This is a genomic window from Kitasatospora sp. NEAU-CNBT7 (genome assembly GCF_057220535.1).
In genome coordinates this window covers 118,341-131,920 of sequence record NZ_JBXQQB010000025.1, presented here as the reverse complement: position 1 = coordinate 131,920, position 13,580 = coordinate 118,341, and the positions used below count along the sequence as shown (strand labels likewise).

13 protein-coding genes and 4 pseudogenes are annotated in these 13,580 nt (G+C 67.5%); 7 read left to right on the top strand and 10 right to left on the bottom strand.

Annotated elements, in window-relative coordinates:
- Both AC2TEW_RS27650 and AC2TEW_RS27645 read left to right on the top strand, forming a co-directional pair.
- A pseudogene (locus tag AC2TEW_RS27650) lies at positions 1 to 127 on the top strand (IS630 family transposase); the annotation flags it as partial.
- Positions 128 to 267: 140 nt separating this feature from the next.
- Positions 268 to 445: pseudogene (locus AC2TEW_RS27645) on the top strand (IS630 family transposase); the annotation flags it as partial.
- A 41-nt stretch (positions 446 to 486) separates the two neighbouring features.
- Here AC2TEW_RS27645 and lepB (AC2TEW_RS27640) read toward each other — a convergent pair.
- Both lepB (AC2TEW_RS27640) and AC2TEW_RS27635 read right to left on the bottom strand, forming a co-directional pair.
- On the bottom strand, positions 487 to 1,191 hold the full coding sequence (gene lepB / locus AC2TEW_RS27640; RefSeq protein WP_484626069.1) for a signal peptidase I: 705 nt from the start codon (positions 1,189 to 1,191) through the stop codon (positions 487 to 489).
- Positions 1,172 to 1,510, bottom strand: a pseudogene (locus AC2TEW_RS27635) (alanine:cation symporter family protein); the annotation flags it as partial. The pseudogene AC2TEW_RS27635 and the gene lepB (AC2TEW_RS27640), both read right to left, overlap by 20 nt.
- Positions 1,511 to 1,741: 231 nt before the next feature.
- On the opposite strand from AC2TEW_RS27635, the pseudogene AC2TEW_RS27630 reads away from it, so the two are divergent.
- A pseudogene (locus AC2TEW_RS27630) lies at positions 1,742 to 1,919 on the top strand (IS630 family transposase); the annotation flags it as partial.
- Positions 1,920 to 1,960: 41 nt separating this feature from the next.
- On the opposite strand, the gene lepB (AC2TEW_RS27625) reads toward AC2TEW_RS27630, so the two are convergent.
- Both lepB (AC2TEW_RS27625) and AC2TEW_RS27620 read right to left on the bottom strand, forming a co-directional pair.
- Positions 1,961 to 2,665 (bottom strand): signal peptidase I, encoded by a 705-nt coding sequence (lepB, locus tag AC2TEW_RS27625; protein ID WP_484626069.1) that lies wholly within the window; start codon positions 2,663 to 2,665, stop codon positions 1,961 to 1,963.
- Complete coding sequence (locus AC2TEW_RS27620) at positions 2,646 to 4,214, bottom strand: alanine/glycine:cation symporter family protein (RefSeq protein ID WP_484626068.1); 1,569 nt, start codon at positions 4,212 to 4,214, stop codon at positions 2,646 to 2,648. Before AC2TEW_RS27620 ends, lepB (AC2TEW_RS27625) begins: the two co-directional genes overlap by 20 nt.
- 377 nt (positions 4,215 to 4,591) lie before the next feature.
- Between AC2TEW_RS27620 and AC2TEW_RS27615 the strand changes: the two genes are divergently transcribed.
- The 4 genes from AC2TEW_RS27615 (at position 4,592) to AC2TEW_RS27600 (ending at position 8,079) form a co-directional block, all read left to right on the top strand.
- Complete coding sequence (locus tag AC2TEW_RS27615; RefSeq protein WP_484626067.1) at positions 4,592 to 4,999, top strand: hypothetical protein; 408 nt, start codon at positions 4,592 to 4,594, stop codon at positions 4,997 to 4,999.
- A gap of 194 nt (positions 5,000 to 5,193) precedes the next feature.
- Entirely contained in the window at positions 5,194 to 6,465 is a 1,272-nt protein-coding gene (locus tag AC2TEW_RS27610; RefSeq protein WP_484626066.1) for a hypothetical protein, read from the top strand.
- Between the two features lie 202 nt (positions 6,466 to 6,667).
- The gene (locus AC2TEW_RS27605; protein ID WP_484626065.1) at positions 6,668 to 7,570 is read left to right on the top strand and encodes an amidohydrolase family protein; all 903 of its coding nucleotides are present in this window, start codon (positions 6,668 to 6,670) and stop codon (positions 7,568 to 7,570) included.
- Between the two features lie 332 nt (positions 7,571 to 7,902).
- Positions 7,903 to 8,079: a hypothetical protein gene (locus AC2TEW_RS27600; RefSeq protein WP_484626064.1), complete on the top strand. Its 177-nt coding sequence runs from the start codon at positions 7,903 to 7,905 to the stop codon at positions 8,077 to 8,079.
- 57 nt (positions 8,080 to 8,136) lie between these two features.
- Here the strand turns inward: AC2TEW_RS27600 and AC2TEW_RS27595 are convergent, their stop codons facing one another.
- The 6 genes from AC2TEW_RS27595 to AC2TEW_RS27570 all read right to left on the bottom strand — a co-directional run bounded on the left by AC2TEW_RS27595 (position 8,137) and on the right by AC2TEW_RS27570 (position 13,486).
- Entirely contained in the window at positions 8,137 to 9,375 is a 1,239-nt protein-coding gene (locus tag AC2TEW_RS27595; RefSeq protein ID WP_484626063.1) for a glycoside hydrolase family 64 protein, read from the bottom strand.
- 355 nt (positions 9,376 to 9,730) lie between these two features.
- Positions 9,731 to 9,964: a cold-shock protein gene (locus tag AC2TEW_RS27590; protein WP_484626062.1), complete on the bottom strand. Its 234-nt coding sequence runs from the start codon at positions 9,962 to 9,964 to the stop codon at positions 9,731 to 9,733.
- A gap of 169 nt (positions 9,965 to 10,133) precedes the next feature.
- Complete coding sequence (locus AC2TEW_RS27585; RefSeq protein WP_484626061.1) at positions 10,134 to 10,301, bottom strand: hypothetical protein; 168 nt, start codon at positions 10,299 to 10,301, stop codon at positions 10,134 to 10,136.
- Positions 10,302 to 10,385: 84 nt separating this feature from the next.
- On the bottom strand, positions 10,386 to 11,531 hold the full coding sequence (locus AC2TEW_RS27580) for an acyltransferase family protein (RefSeq protein WP_484626060.1): 1,146 nt from the start codon (positions 11,529 to 11,531) through the stop codon (positions 10,386 to 10,388).
- Complete coding sequence (locus tag AC2TEW_RS27575) at positions 11,528 to 13,003, bottom strand: hypothetical protein (protein ID WP_484626059.1); 1,476 nt, start codon at positions 13,001 to 13,003, stop codon at positions 11,528 to 11,530. Before AC2TEW_RS27575 ends, AC2TEW_RS27580 begins: the two co-directional genes overlap by 4 nt.
- A 216-nt stretch (positions 13,004 to 13,219) precedes the next feature.
- The gene (locus AC2TEW_RS27570) at positions 13,220 to 13,486 is read right to left on the bottom strand and encodes a hypothetical protein (RefSeq protein ID WP_484626058.1); all 267 of its coding nucleotides are present in this window, start codon (positions 13,484 to 13,486) and stop codon (positions 13,220 to 13,222) included.
- Positions 13,487 to 13,580: the final 94 nt, after the last annotated feature.

Genomic DNA, 13,580 nt, shown 5'->3' with positions numbered 1-13,580 from the left:
GGACATCCGGGCCTGGATCAAGACCTGGAACGAGAACCCCCGCCCGTTCACTTGGACCAAGACCGCCGACGAGATCCTCGAACGACTCGCCTCATATCTTGAACGAATTCCCGGCGCAGGACACTAGTACTGCAACGGTGCTTACCGTGATGAGGCATCAGCTCTCGGGCTGGTGCCTCGTCGTTTGTAGTGGCTGGTGCGGGCCTGCTGTTGGCGTCGGCGGCGCCAGCGGGACCAGTGCAGGACGTGATCGATGCTGCGGCGAACGCACCGGACCTCAACCCGCAAGAGGACATCTGGTCGCTGGTCAAGCCCACCATCGGCAAATCTCGCCGCCGCGAACCTCGACCAGCCCGCCCGGGCCGTCAGGCGCAGCCTGAAGCAGATCCAGTACCGCCCCCACCTCATCGACGGGCGCCTCTCCAACACCGACCTGATCACGGACGGCCGACCACCCCCAGGGCCGACATCACGAGTTCAAGTTCATTATCGGCGGAAGGCGTTCGGGACTGGCAGGTACGACCAGTGGGACAGCGGCCACGTCACCGCCACCGCGCGGCCTACGACGTCCTTCACGGGAACGAACCCTCCACCGGGGCCGTTCACGTGGGCACGTGAATCCCAGGAGTTGCCCCGGTTGTCGCCCATGACCCACAGATGGCCGGCCGGGACCGACACCGTACCAACCGAGAGGTCGCCGCACGGGGTTGTCCCCGGGCGTAGGTACGGCTCGTCAAGCACCGAGCCGTTGACCTTGACCGGTTCGCCCGCTCTGCAGTCGACCGTGTCTCCGCCTATCGCGATGACGCGCTTGATCAAGTACTTCTCGTCCGGTGGATCCGCCAGTCCGATGATGGAGAGGGACTTCTGGATTCCGCGTACGACCGGGTTGGTCTGGTCTGCGGCATCGTCATCGAGCCAGCCGAAGCCGTCCCGGAAGACGACGATCTCACCGCGCTCGGGGTCGTTGCCGGCCCAGGTGCCGAGTTTGTCCACCAGCACCCGGTCGCCCTTCTGAAGGGTGTTCTGCATCGACTCCGAGGGGATGACGAACATCTGGATCAGGAAGGCCTTGACCATGACGGAGATCAGCACGGCTCCGGCCATGATCAGCGGGGGCCGCCTCCACCACGGTCGGCCCCGTCGGTGTGGTCGCGGTACTCGCCCGCCATCAGCGGTCCGCACGGCCATCGTCCACGGTTGCTTCCGACTGAGCTCCCGCGGCAGTCGCGAGCGGCGGGACAGCCTCGGATGATTGACCGTTCCTAGCACCCACCCAGGCCAGGAAGTGATCGAGTTCGCGTTTCGCCACAGGGGCCAGCAGGTAAAGGCCGACGATGTTGACGACAGCGAGCAGGAAGAGCAGCGCATCGGCCAGGTCGATCAGGGATTGCAAGGTGAGCAGCGAGCCAGCTGCCGCAAGGAGGGTGTAGAACGCTTTGAAGACCAGTTGGCTGCTCCTGCTGTGCCCGAACAGGTGACACCATGCCTTCAGCCCGTAGTAGCCGAACCCCCGCCCGTTCACTTGGACCAAGACCGCCGACGAGATCCTCGAACGACTCGCCTCATATCTTGAACGAATTCCCGGCGCAGGACACTAGTACTGCAACGGTGCTTACCGTGATGAGGCATCAGCTCTCGGGCTGGTGCCTCGTCGTTTGTAGTGGCTGGTGCGGGCCTGCTGTTGGCGTCGGCGGCGCCAGCGGGACCAGTGCAGGACGTGATCGATGCTGCGGCGAACGCACCGGACCTCAACCCGCAAGAGGACATCTGGTCGCTGGTCAAGCCCACCATCGGCAAATCTCGCCGCCGCGAACCTCGACCAGCCCGCCCGGGCCGTCAGGCGCAGCCTGAAGCAGATCCAGTACCGCCCCCACCTCATCGACGGGCGCCTCTCCAACACCGACCTGATCACGGACGGCCGACCACCCCCAGGGCCGACATCACGAGTTCAAGTTCATTATCGGCGGAAGGCGTTCGGGACTGGCAGGTACGACCAGTGGGACAGCGGCCACGTCACCGCCACCGCGCGGCCTACGACGTCCTTCACGGGAACGAACCCTCCACCGGGGCCGTTCACGTGGGCACGTGAATCCCAGGAGTTGCCCCGGTTGTCGCCCATGACCCACAGATGGCCGGCCGGGACCGACACCGTACCAACCGAGAGGTCGCCGCACGGGGTTGTCCCCGGGCGTAGGTACGGCTCGTCAAGCACCGAGCCGTTGACCTTGACCGGTTCGCCCGCTCTGCAGTCGACCGTGTCTCCGCCTATCGCGATGACGCGCTTGATCAAGTACTTCTCGTCCGGTGGATCCGCCAGTCCGATGATGGAGAGGGACTTCTGGATTCCGCGTACGACCGGGTTGGTCTGGTCTGCGGCATCGTCATCGAGCCAGCCGAAGCCGTCCCGGAAGACGACGATCTCACCGCGCTCGGGGTCGTTGCCGGCCCAGGTGCCGAGTTTGTCCACCAGCACCCGGTCGCCCTTCTGAAGGGTGTTCTGCATCGACTCCGAGGGGATGACGAACATCTGGATCAGGAAGGCCTTGACCATGACGGAGATCAGCACGGCTCCGGCCATGATCAGCGGGGGCCGCCTCCACCACGGTCGGCCCCGTCGGTGTGGTCGCGGTACTCGCCCGCCATCAGCGGTCCGCACGGCCATCGTCCACGGTTGCTTCCGACTGAGCTCCCGCGGCAGTCGCGAGCGGCGGGACAGCCTCGGATGATTGACCGTTCCTAGCACCCACCCAGGCCAGGAAGTGATCGAGTTCGCGTTTCGCCACAGGGGCCAGCAGGTAAAGGCCGACGATGTTGACGACAGCGAGCAGGAAGAGCAGCGCATCGGCCAGGTCGATCAGGGATTGCAAGGTGAGCAGCGAGCCAGCTGCCGCAAGGAGGGTGTAGAACGCTTTGAAGACCAGTTGGCTGCTCCTGCTGTGCCCGAACAGGTGACACCATGCCTTCAGCCCGTAGTAGCCGTTCGTCAGGGCCGTGGAGATGGCGAACAGCAGGACCGCGACGGTGAGCACGTGGGGGAACCAGGGTAGGACGCTCGCAAAGGCGTCGGAGGTGATGGTCACACCGCCGACCGACTCCCCCGCTCGGGCCTGCGCCCAGCTGGCCGGGTTCGCGATGACGATGGTCAGGGCGGTCATGGTGCAGATGATCACCGTGTCGATGAACGGCTCGATCAGCGCGACCAGTCCTTCGCTCGCCGGGTGGTTGGTCTTCACCGCGGAATGGGCAATGGGTGCCGTTCCGAGCCCGGCTTCGTTGGAGAACGCCGCGCGTTTGAAGCCCACGATCAGCGCACCGAGCAGACCGCCAGCCACACCCTGCGGGTGGAAGGCTCCGGCGATGATCGAGCTGAAGGCGGCCGGCACGGCTGTCACATTGGTCAGGATGACGACCAGGCAGCCGGTGACGTACAACGCCGCCATGGCCGGCACCAGACGGGCGGTGACCGCGCCGATCGACTTGATTCCGCCGAGCAGCACGAGACCGATCAGAGCGGCCATCAGAACGCCGAAGCACAGTGCCCCTGCGGAGCCGCCGAGGAAGCCGTCAGCGCCTCCGGTGACGGAGGCGAGCTGGGCGTAGCTCTGGTTGATCTGGAAGAGATTGCCGCCGAGGAGCCCGAAGAAAAGGATCATGACTGCAGCCAGCATGGCGAGAGCCTTGCCGACAATCCGGCCCCGGGGCCCGAACCGGTCGGCGAGCCCCTTGGGAAGGTAGTGCATGGGGCCGCCGGAGACCGTCCCGTCCGCGTGGACTTCCCGGTACTTCAGCCCGAGCGTCACCTCGACGAATTTGGTGGCCATGCTCAGCAGGCCGCAGATGACCATCCAGAACGTGGCGCCTGCTCCGCCGATGCTGACCGCGACGGCCACGCCTGCGATATTGCCCATGCCGACGGTGCTGGAGACCGCCGAGGTGAGAGCCTGGAAGTGGCTGATTTCGCCCGGGGCGTCCTTCTCGTCGTGTCGTCCTCGCACCACTTGCAGGGCCAGTCGGAGCTTGCGGAACTGGATGAGGCGGAAGCGCCAGGTAAAGACGATGCCGGCGGTGACGAGCCAGGCCACGATGAGCGGGAGCCGGGTTCCTCCGATCGGAACGGAGTAGAACACGATGTCGTTCAGGCGTGCTGCAACTGGTTCGAAGACTCCGCTGACGGTTCGTTCCACGGCCGTCGCTATCGAATCCAATGTCATCTGTCGATCTCCTCAGTGGCTCTTGGCCACCGGAGGAGAGGACCGGGGGCCGTGCCGGGCTCGTCACGAGCCGAGCCCGCTCGAAGGCCGAACGTTCGGCCACATCGAGCCATGCTGGGGTCGGTTGCCTTAACGCGGCGCCAATGGGGGAATAGCGGATGCTTGCGCTGTGCCGGGGTGCAGCTCGGGGCGGTTGCATCGCAGTCGGCTGGGGCGGCTGCTCCGCCGAGCGCCGGCTGTGTGCGTCGTTGTCCGCACGATGCAGGTGTTGCGCCTGCGGATGTGTCTTCGCCTGCCCCTACGGCTCTTCTCCCGCTGCGTGGGACCGATGAGCATCGGATTAGATGATTGGTTTCCGAGTAGGGAGAAGGTGTTCCATGCAGATCCATGAGGGCCAGGTGGGTGTCGTCGGTGCGGATGACGGTGTCCAGTACGTGGTTTCAAGCTGTCTCACGGTCACCTGCGTGTTCGCCGATGGGACGAAGGTCGGCGCGCACTACTCACTGATGCCGGCCGAGTTCAGCCAGGGTGCATCGGCCGATGTGCTCTCCGGGTTGTTCGCCTCGTCGTTCCCCGCAGGGGTGGCGCCCCAGTCCGTGATCATCGCGGGTCAGCTCGGTTACTGGAACGAAGCCATCATGTACAACGGCGTTTTCGACCAGTCCCTCCCTTCGGGCTCTCTGGTCAATTACTTCGCCGCTCTGACCGGATGCACCAACGTCCAGGAGTTTGACGCGAACGGCGAGATCATCATTCTTCCGGACGGCAGCTACCTGCAGGTGTGAGGTCATCTGTCGCTGCCCCGTCGCGCGCAGCCGGGCCCGGTCGTCGAGCCGGCAGTGCGCCGTCTGACTACGACGGATCGGTCGCCGGCCGGGGCGGTCGTCGGTCGCCGGCCGCCGGCCGCCGGCCGCCGGCGGCTGATGTCGTTCCCGTCGGCGGCTGACAGCTGCCGGAACAGCAATCCGAAGGAGGCATTGTGCACATCGCCGTTTACGGACAGATCACCGTCTCGTCCGAGGTCTTGGACGTCCCCGGGAATGTGGTGTTCGAGACTGTGCAGCGTGGAGAACACCAGCGGTACCAGGGACGGGTGCCGAACTTCTCGCTCGCGTGGCAGGACTGGGTGGGCCTCGGGGGCTCCGGGGCCTGGTCGGCCGAACGCCACTTCACGGTCGGATCCGCGGAGCTGAGCGAGGTCAGGGCGCTGTGTCACAGCGAACCGGCGTGTCTTGGCACCGCTGGGCACCGATGCGACGGACTGCTCCAAGTGCTCGACGAGGCAGGCTTGGTCACGGGTTCAGCATCGCTGGTTGTCCATCTTGTGGATAACGATCCCTCTCCTCGTGACCGTACCTACGTCTCCGGCCACGGAGCCAGCTTCGAAGGGCTCCAAAGGACTTTCGTTCCTGCGGGCACCACCGTGCACCTGCACAACGTACCTGGCAAGCTCCTGCGTTCGTTCGACTCCTTGGCCATCGTCCAGAGTGGACGGCAACAGGGTGTCACCTCCTTCCCGGGCGGATCCTGGATCGAGAACTACTGCATCGGCGCGGACGACGAGGCCGGGATCAAGGCGATGGCGGCCTCCCGGAACCAATGGAACACCGGCTCCGCCATCCTGGTCGCGGGTGGCAACCTTGTTCTGCCCGACGGCTACCTGCTGCTGTGCGCCGGTGCATTCGGGTCTGACGGGAAGCCTTGCGATGCCGATGCCGGCGTTCACCACTGCACCGGTCTGTTCGGCCGGGTGCGCTCGGCCCGGATGCACGAGATCCATCTGCTGATCTGTACCGGGACCTTCGGCCAGGCCGACGAATCCGCGACCAGGTGGCCGGACGATGTCCGTGACCCCTTTCTCCCGCTCCGTGAGGACCTCGTCCCGGTCGTGGAGCACATCACGCGGATCTGGGACGAGCAGGACTCACGAAGCGGGGAGAGTCATTCCGTTGCCTACGCCCACAGTTCGAGCGATGCTGCCTTGGTGCTGCTCGAACGAATGCCGGAGCTGTGGTGGTGGACGGCCGCGCGCACTGCCCGGGGGCTGCTCGCCGGAGCGTCCTCGGCTTCGGCGGCCCATCGGGAGGTGCGGAGGTTCCTGAAGGAGTTCGGGGCGCAGGATGCCGCGGAGCTTCTGCGCCGTGACAAGTTTTTGGCCCGGGAGCTCGCGCGGTTGGCCGGCGTGTCTCATGGCGTTTCCGACACGTCGGATTCGGATGATGACCTCGACGGCTTCTCCGACGACGACTGAGCCGGTCTCGTCAATCGTCCTCACGGAGCACGACCGGCGAGTCTCTCCCGGAACCGGGCGGCGACACGCGGCTTCCCACTCCGGCATAGCCGCCGTCATGCCCCGGGTCTCGACTACGCTGGGCGACGGTACAGACCGATGGCTTCCCGCGTACGGGCACAGGGATGGTCCGCTGTCCCGAACTCCCAGCAAGGACAGACCCGTGCAGAGCCTGCCGTTCCGGCTGATCGACACTCACGTTCACCACTTGGACCATGGTCGGTTCCGGTACCCCTGGCTGGACGATCCGCAGTTCGCGGCACTCCGCGTCGACTACGGGCCCGCCGCGTTCCTGACGGATGTCGGCGACTGCCCGGTGGAGGCCTGGGTCCATGTCCAGGCCGAGGTCGACCATGCCACCGACCCGGTCGCCGAGACCGCGTGGTTATCCGCCGTGGCCGCGGACGGGTGCGGCGCGGCCCCCTCGGCCCTGGTGGGATACGCGGACCTGTCCGCCGAGGGTGTCGAGGACGTTCTCGAACGGCATTGTGAGTACCCTGCGTTCCGGGGCGTACGGCAAGAGGTGTGGTTCGACCCTTGCTCCACTCGGGCGGATGTTCCCCGGCAGAACCTGTTGGAGAATCCTTCGTGGTTTCGCGGGCTTCGGGCGCTGGGCGGTTTCGGGCTGTCCTTCGATCTGCTCGCCATGCCGAGCCAGTTGCACGATGCGGCGCGGCTGATCGCGTCCGTGCCGGAGGTGCCGGTCGTGGTGGAGCACATGGGGCTTCCCGATCCCCTCTCCCCCTCCGCGTTGGCGCTCTGGGAAGACGGGATGCGCCGGCTCGCGGAGCTGCCGCACACGGCCGTCAAACTGTCCGCGTTCAGCTTGCTCGGGCCGTCGAGGTCGGCGGCCGGTGCCCGGCGGGTCCTGGAGCCGCTGCTCTCCTTGTTCGGACCCGAGCGGTGCATGTTCGGCAGCAACTTCCCCGTCGAGGGGCTCGTCGGCGGCTACGCCGACGTGGTGGACGTCCTCACCTCCGCCCTGGGGGCGCTCTCCCGGTCCGAGTGGGACCGGATTGCCGCGGTCACCGGGGCCACGTTCTACCGTTTGCCCCTGCCGGGCTGAGGGACGGCTCCCGTACGGGAGGACGGGTGCCGGGTGCTTGCGGCCCCGGTCCGTTTCCTCCTCCAGGTCCACCGACCGGTTGAGTCCTCCTCGCAGGAGCCGACGGGATTCTGGACAACGGCCCCACTTGCGCCGACCGAGGAGCCGTTATGGATCACCGTTCCCGCCTGCAGGTATCCCCGTCGCCCACGACAGCTGTGGGCAGTCATCGCTGCAGTGCCTCTGCCTGCGAACCGGTGGCCTCTCCGAACGACGGGTCTGCGGCGGAGACTCCTGTGTGTGCCGGACTGGATCCTGCAACCGGCGAACACTTCTGGGTCTGCCGGCAGTGCATGCTGGTGTACCCGGGGTTCGAGAGCCGGGAGGCGGCGCTGCTCATGGCCCGTTCGCACTGTGAACTGCGCGGGATCGAGCATCGGATCGGCCGTGCCGTGCAGCGCAAGCGGGCGGCTGGGCGAGGAGAGGAACTGACCCACGCGGAACTGAGTGAGGCGCTGCGCGGCGTCTGACCCCCTGCAGCGGGGCAGCCGGGCCGGTCTCGGCCCGGCTGCCCTGTGTCGCTCTGCTCAGTCGAGCGGGTCCAGAGTGATCATGGCCTGCTGCGGGTCCGCGTCGCCCACCAGGGACTCCTGGCCGGCGACATCGTCGAAGGCGAAGGCGTAGGCCTTGCCGTCGGCCATCTGTGCGTGCACCTCCTGGGCGTAACGGTTGGTGTCGGGGTCCTGGTAGAAGTCGGCGGGGTTCGTCTGCGGCTGGTCGGTGCTGGTCAGCAGTGTGGTCCGGTTGAACCCCGCGCACAGGGTGCGGGCGATGGGGCCGCGGACGGCGTCGTTGGGGGCGTTGAGGTCCTTGTTGCAACCGAGGACGCTGTCGGCGTCGGGCTTCTTGAACGAGGTGACCGTGTTCCCGGAGCGGTCCTTGAATGTCATGAGGTCGCCGTTGACCGTACCGAAGAACGAGTTGTCCGGCTGGTCCAGGAACGGGGTGACCTTCATGGTGTCCTTGGTGTACTTCTGCCAGACCCGGTCGATGTAGTCGTTGAGCACGGTGGGCGGCAGGAGGCCGGCCTCCACGGCGTGGCTCGGGGCGAGGGCCCGCACGATAGTGCCGTCCGGGCGGGTCTGGATGGTCTTTCCCCAGTCGCCGGGCTGCTTGCGCAGTGCGTCGAAGAATCCCTGGTATCCGCCGGGCTTGAGGTGGCCCGTCTCGGTGCGCTTGCCGTGGGCGTCTTGGAGGCCGACGGCATAGGGGGCGGAGAACATGTCGACCTGGGTGCTGTTGATCCACAGACCCGCGTCGTTGAGGGTGTATTCGGTCCAGTTGAACAGGGTGTCGCGGTTGGGGTCGGTCGGGTTCTGGACGGCCGGTTGGACGAGGCCCCCGGTGGTGAGGCCGAATTGGAGTTTCTGCCCGTAGGAGAAGTAGACGCGGCCGGAGAACTTGGGCAGTTGCAGGGTCATGGACTGCCCTGCAGGGGGGCCTGTGATTGCGGCGTCCGGTGCCGGCACGGGCGGTGTGCCGGGGGTGACGTTCTGTGTGGGCCAGGGATGGAAGGTGCCTTGCGCGTCGGCCCAGCCCTGCTGGCCGGTCGAGAGCAGGGTGCCGATGTTGTAGATGTAGACCTGGTCGCTGCGGCCGGAGTTGTTGGTGAACTCCAGTGGGATAGTGGCACGTTGGGAAAGCTCTCGGCCTTCTGCCGCCGACGCCGGGGATGCGGCGGCGGTGGTGGCAGCGGCCATGAGGCTGGCCAGCGCGACGGTGAGGGTTCGGCGGTGCACGGTACGCGTCCGTGCGGTGGGGGGCATCTCTGTGTCTCTCCGAGTCGCTCGTGACTGTTGGTCGGTGCAGTGCGGTGCGGTTCTTCCGGTTTCCGGCCCGTTCCTGGTGCGGCGTCAGTGCAGGGGTGCGCGCTGACGGGGGATTCCCACGCACGGGGTGTCCGACGTTGGGTTCGCGGCAGGATCGGGCGGCATCGGGGCGGCATCGGGGATATGCCGTCTGTCGGAAGCCTCGAGACCCAGGTCAGGCTTGCCGGGAGGGTCGTCCGGACTCATCCGTGCTCCTTCACCGGTGGTGGGTCACTCGCTGCCCGGCGGCCGGGCTGTGCCGCCGCAACCCGGCTCATGAGGGGGGCGACGGAAGGACTGCGGCCGGGGCCGATCAGGCGGAGGAGAGTGCGAGCACCAGGTCGGCCTGCGGGCCCTTGGGGCTGTGGACCACCTCGAACTCGACGGACTGGCCCTCGGAGAGTTGCTTGTATCCGGTGGCGAGGATGCTGCTGTAGTGGACGAAGACGTCAGCTTCCAGGCCCGTGCCTGCATCGGGGGTGATGAACCCGAAGCCCTTCCCCGCGTTGAACCACTTGACGGTGCCCTGCATCTTCACGTTCGACATACGACATTCCTTGCGGATGATTTCGCCGGCGGCCTCGTCGGGTGGGAAGCCCGGGCTCGCCCTTGCGGAGTCCACCGTAGGCGGCCGGCTTGTGGCAGCGGCGCCTGATGGGGCAATGCTCGGGGCAGCCCGGCGGTCCCTCCGGCCGGCCGGATCCGGGTCTCCGGCGTCAGGGAGCGGTTTCGTCCATGGTCACGTCGCCGAAAGGCAGCAGTGGTTCGAGGCGGGGGAACGCGTAGTCGAAAAGGATGTGCACCACCCCCGACAACAAGACGACGACCAGTGCCGCGCGGGTCGGGGTTCTGCCGGGCAGGTGCCTCCAGATCCAGGCGTACACGGGGATCCTTCCGATTGTGGGACGGGTGCCTGCGCACCGTTCCGAGGGGGTGTCGGGGTTGTGTCCGGCGAAGGCGGGACGGGGTCAGGGCGGAGTATGCCCACCGCTGTGGTGGAGAGGGGGCCTCGTGCCGCTCCCGGGCAGGGCCGCGCGGTGCGGGGCCCGGACGTCGGCCAGGGCCGTCGCGAGGCGGCGGGCGAGTGGACGTTCGACAAGTCGGTGAACGGCCCAGGCGAGGATGGTCACCACAACAATGGTGGTCAGGAGCGTGGCGGGCGCGGGGAGGACGGCCCGCAGGCGATGGATGAGCACCAGGCCGATCTCTTGGTGCAGCAGGTAGAGCGGGTAGGTGAGAGCGGCGACGGCGGTCAGTGCGGGATGGTTGAACCGGCGGAGCCGGCCCAGCGCCACGGCCAGCACGAGAACGAAGCAGCCTGTCATGACTGCGGCCGACACGCTCCACGACAGGGGCCGGGGCAACCACTGGCTGTACACCTGGACGGTCCCGGCAAGGTGGTACTGGGCGAGCAGCCAGGACAGACCGACGATGCCCCACAGGAGAGGATCCGGTCCGAACCGGTGCATCAGGTAGATGGCGATGCCTGCGGTGAAGTAGGGGGCGTATGCGGGTTGGGCGATGGTGGTCAGCAGGGAGTGGTCGCCACTCCCCGCAAGAACGCCGGCGGCCGTCCACAGCAGGCAGAAGGCCACGGTGCGCCGGTAGGTCAGGCCTCGGGCGACCACGACGGCGAAGGTGGCGTAGAAGAGCGCTTCCGGCCACAGGGTCCAGTAGCTCCGGTCGACGTTCGGTGCTCCGAGTGGCGATTGGAGCATCGTCAGGTTGGCCAGGATCGTACGGGGGTCCAGGTCGGCGGCGGTCGTGAACGTCCCTCCGGCGGCCATGACGACCAGGGCGGTGATGAGGACGGACGGCCAGTAGGCCGGCATGAGGCGGCACAGGCGGGAGGCTGCGAAGTCGCCCAGGGATCTGCCCCAGCAGGACATGCAGATCACGAAGCCGCTGATGAGGAAGAAGAGGTCCACTCCGAGCCAGCCGTAGGCGGCCGCCGGTTGGAGGACCGGCAGGAGCCGGTCGGGTGCGCCCCGCCAGGTGTCGTCCCAGCCGGCCGGTTTGCCGGCGTAGTGGAAGAGCAGGACGCTCAGTGCGGCCAGCAGCCGCAGGCCGTCGAGCAGGTGGAGCCGCGGGGTGTGGGCCGCAGGTGTCCTCACGGGTTGACCACCTTCAGCAGGATCTCGCCCTCGCGGCTGCACGCCACCGGGGTGAAGGACTCTCCCACGGGCCTCGCAGCGGCATCGGGTCCCGCCACGATCCATCCCGCCCGGTAGCGGTCGGCCAGGTCGATTCGCTGTTGTTCGCTGGTGCCTTCGGCGAAGAACTCTGCGGTGGCGTCGGTGCGCGCCCGCAGTTCGGCGGGGTCCACGGCCGGGTCCGGGTAGCCGGCCTGCACGGTGTAGTAGCCGTAGGCGGGCAGCATCACCAGTGGCCGCTCCCCCGTCGCCATCACCACGTCCCCGTAGCCCAGGTAGGGCGTGGTCCAGGAGTAGGTGGGCCACGGGTTCCAGGTCTGCACGTACCGGGGGAAGGATCCGGGCAAGGCTGCCGAAGGCAGCATGTACTGCAAGGCTCCGGCCTGGACCCAGGCTCCGGCGGCGAGCGCTGCGGTCGCAGTCAGCGGCAGCTGGCGACGGTACCAGGGCACCCGGTGGTACCGGGTGACCTCGATCGCGAAGGCCACCTGGAGCATGACGACCATTCCGGGTATCGCCCGGCCCCAGCTGTAGTGCCCGCTCACCCAGCCGTATCCCACCACTGCGAGGACCAGCGCGAAGGTCAGGGCCAGGGGGTCGAGCCGGTCCCGGCGCAGCCGCGCGGCGAGGGCCGGCATTCCGAACAGGAGTGCGAGTCCGAACCAGTTCAGCGGACGGGCGTAGAGGCCCTGGTGCATGGCGTCCAACGCGTCGGACTGTTCCAGGGTGAACGGGTTCCAGTAGGGCCAGGCAGCGGCGGTGCCCAGCGCGACGGCCGCCGACAGGGCCCATTGCGCCCAGGTTCCGGCCCGGAGCCTGCGCACCGATCCGAGCAGGATCGCGGTCAGGCCGAGCGCGGCCACCACACCGGTGAAGGGGTGGGAGAGCAGGACTGCGGTGAAGGCGAGGGGGCCCGTCAGATGGGCGGCCAGCCGGACGCGCGGGGACGGTGGGCGGCGACCTGGCACGCGGCCGAGCAGATGCAGCGCGCCGGCCCAGAGCAGGAAGGTGAGACCGGCGGCGAAGGCACTGGGGTAGGAGACGCCCAGGCACAGTGAGACCAGGGATTCGTACCCGCTCCAGACGCGGACGTCGATGCCCCAGAGGAAGAGGTAGCAGAGCAGGGCCACGACAGGGGCCCAGGGCCGTGGAGTCAGGGCCCGCACGAAGGCTCCCAGACCTGTGAGGATCAGGGCGACGTTGAGGAGGGCGATGCCCTGCAGGGTGTGCAGCGGGGTCCAGCCGCCGGTCAGGGAGAGAAGCGCGGCAAGCAGTTGGTACGGGGAGAAGTAGGGGCTGCCGTCCCCCGGGAGGTCGATCATGGGGCTGGTCGGGCTGGCCAGGTTCTCGCGCAGCCGCCACACGGTGGAGGCGTGCTGTCCGATGTCTCCGGACCACGGGAGTCTGAGGCAGACGGGGATCATCGCGAGCATGACCAGCAGGCAGGCTGCCCGGTAAGGGGTGGCACGGAGCAGACTGCGGCGGGTTGCGGTGCCCGTCGGGCGATGTGTGTCCGGGTGGGGAGAGGGTGGGGCGCTGCTCTGGCTGGTCATCACCTGGGTGGAGGCGCTCCTCAGCGCAGGTCGGGGTACGGGCCGGGGCCGCCGGTCGGGAAAGGTGCGGTGGGGGTGTACGGGTTTGGGTCCCGGTCAGTCCTCAGCCAGTGCTGCTTGCGGGCAGGAGCGGGTGCTCTCCTTGGACATGCCGGACGGCTCGTCAGCTGTGGTGGAGGAGCGGGTGGGTGTGTTTCTGCGGAGCACGTGGTTCAGCAGGCGCAAGCCGATGACGGCGGTCAGGGCGAGGAGCAGCACCAGGGCGTCGGCAGGGGCCGGTTTGGCGGGGTGGGGGTGTTCGGTGGGGGCGGACAGGGCCTGGATGGTGCCTGTGGTGGTCGGCTGCTCTGTCCACGTGGTCACCCGGGCTCCTGGCGGTTGGCTGGGCCGGCTGTTCCGGCGCGGGTGACCAGCGTAGGCAGGCGGGCGTTGACGGATGGCTTGCGCGAGATGTGCA

Coding starts and splice junctions, on each gene's coding strand:
- AC2TEW_RS27600 (WP_484626064.1), top strand. CDS start 7,903: ATGCTGGTGTACCCGGGGTTCGAGAGCCGGGAGGCGGCGCTGCTCATG.
- AC2TEW_RS27615 (WP_484626067.1), top strand. CDS start 4,592: ATGCAGATCCATGAGGGCCAGGTGGGTGTCGTCGGTGCGGATGACGGT.
- AC2TEW_RS27620 (WP_484626068.1), bottom strand. CDS start 4,214: ATGACATTGGATTCGATAGCGACGGCCGTGGAACGAACCGTCAGCGGA.
- lepB (WP_484626069.1), bottom strand. CDS start 2,665: ATGGCCGTGCGGACCGCTGATGGCGGGCGAGTACCGCGACCACACCGA.
- AC2TEW_RS27590 (WP_484626062.1), bottom strand. CDS start 9,964: ATGTCGAACGTGAAGATGCAGGGCACCGTCAAGTGGTTCAACGCGGGG.
- lepB (WP_484626069.1), bottom strand. CDS start 1,191: ATGGCCGTGCGGACCGCTGATGGCGGGCGAGTACCGCGACCACACCGA.
- AC2TEW_RS27575 (WP_484626059.1), bottom strand. CDS start 13,003: ATGCTCGCGATGATCCCCGTCTGCCTCAGACTCCCGTGGTCCGGAGAC.
- AC2TEW_RS27595 (WP_484626063.1), bottom strand. CDS start 9,375: ATGCCCCCCACCGCACGGACGCGTACCGTGCACCGCCGAACCCTCACC.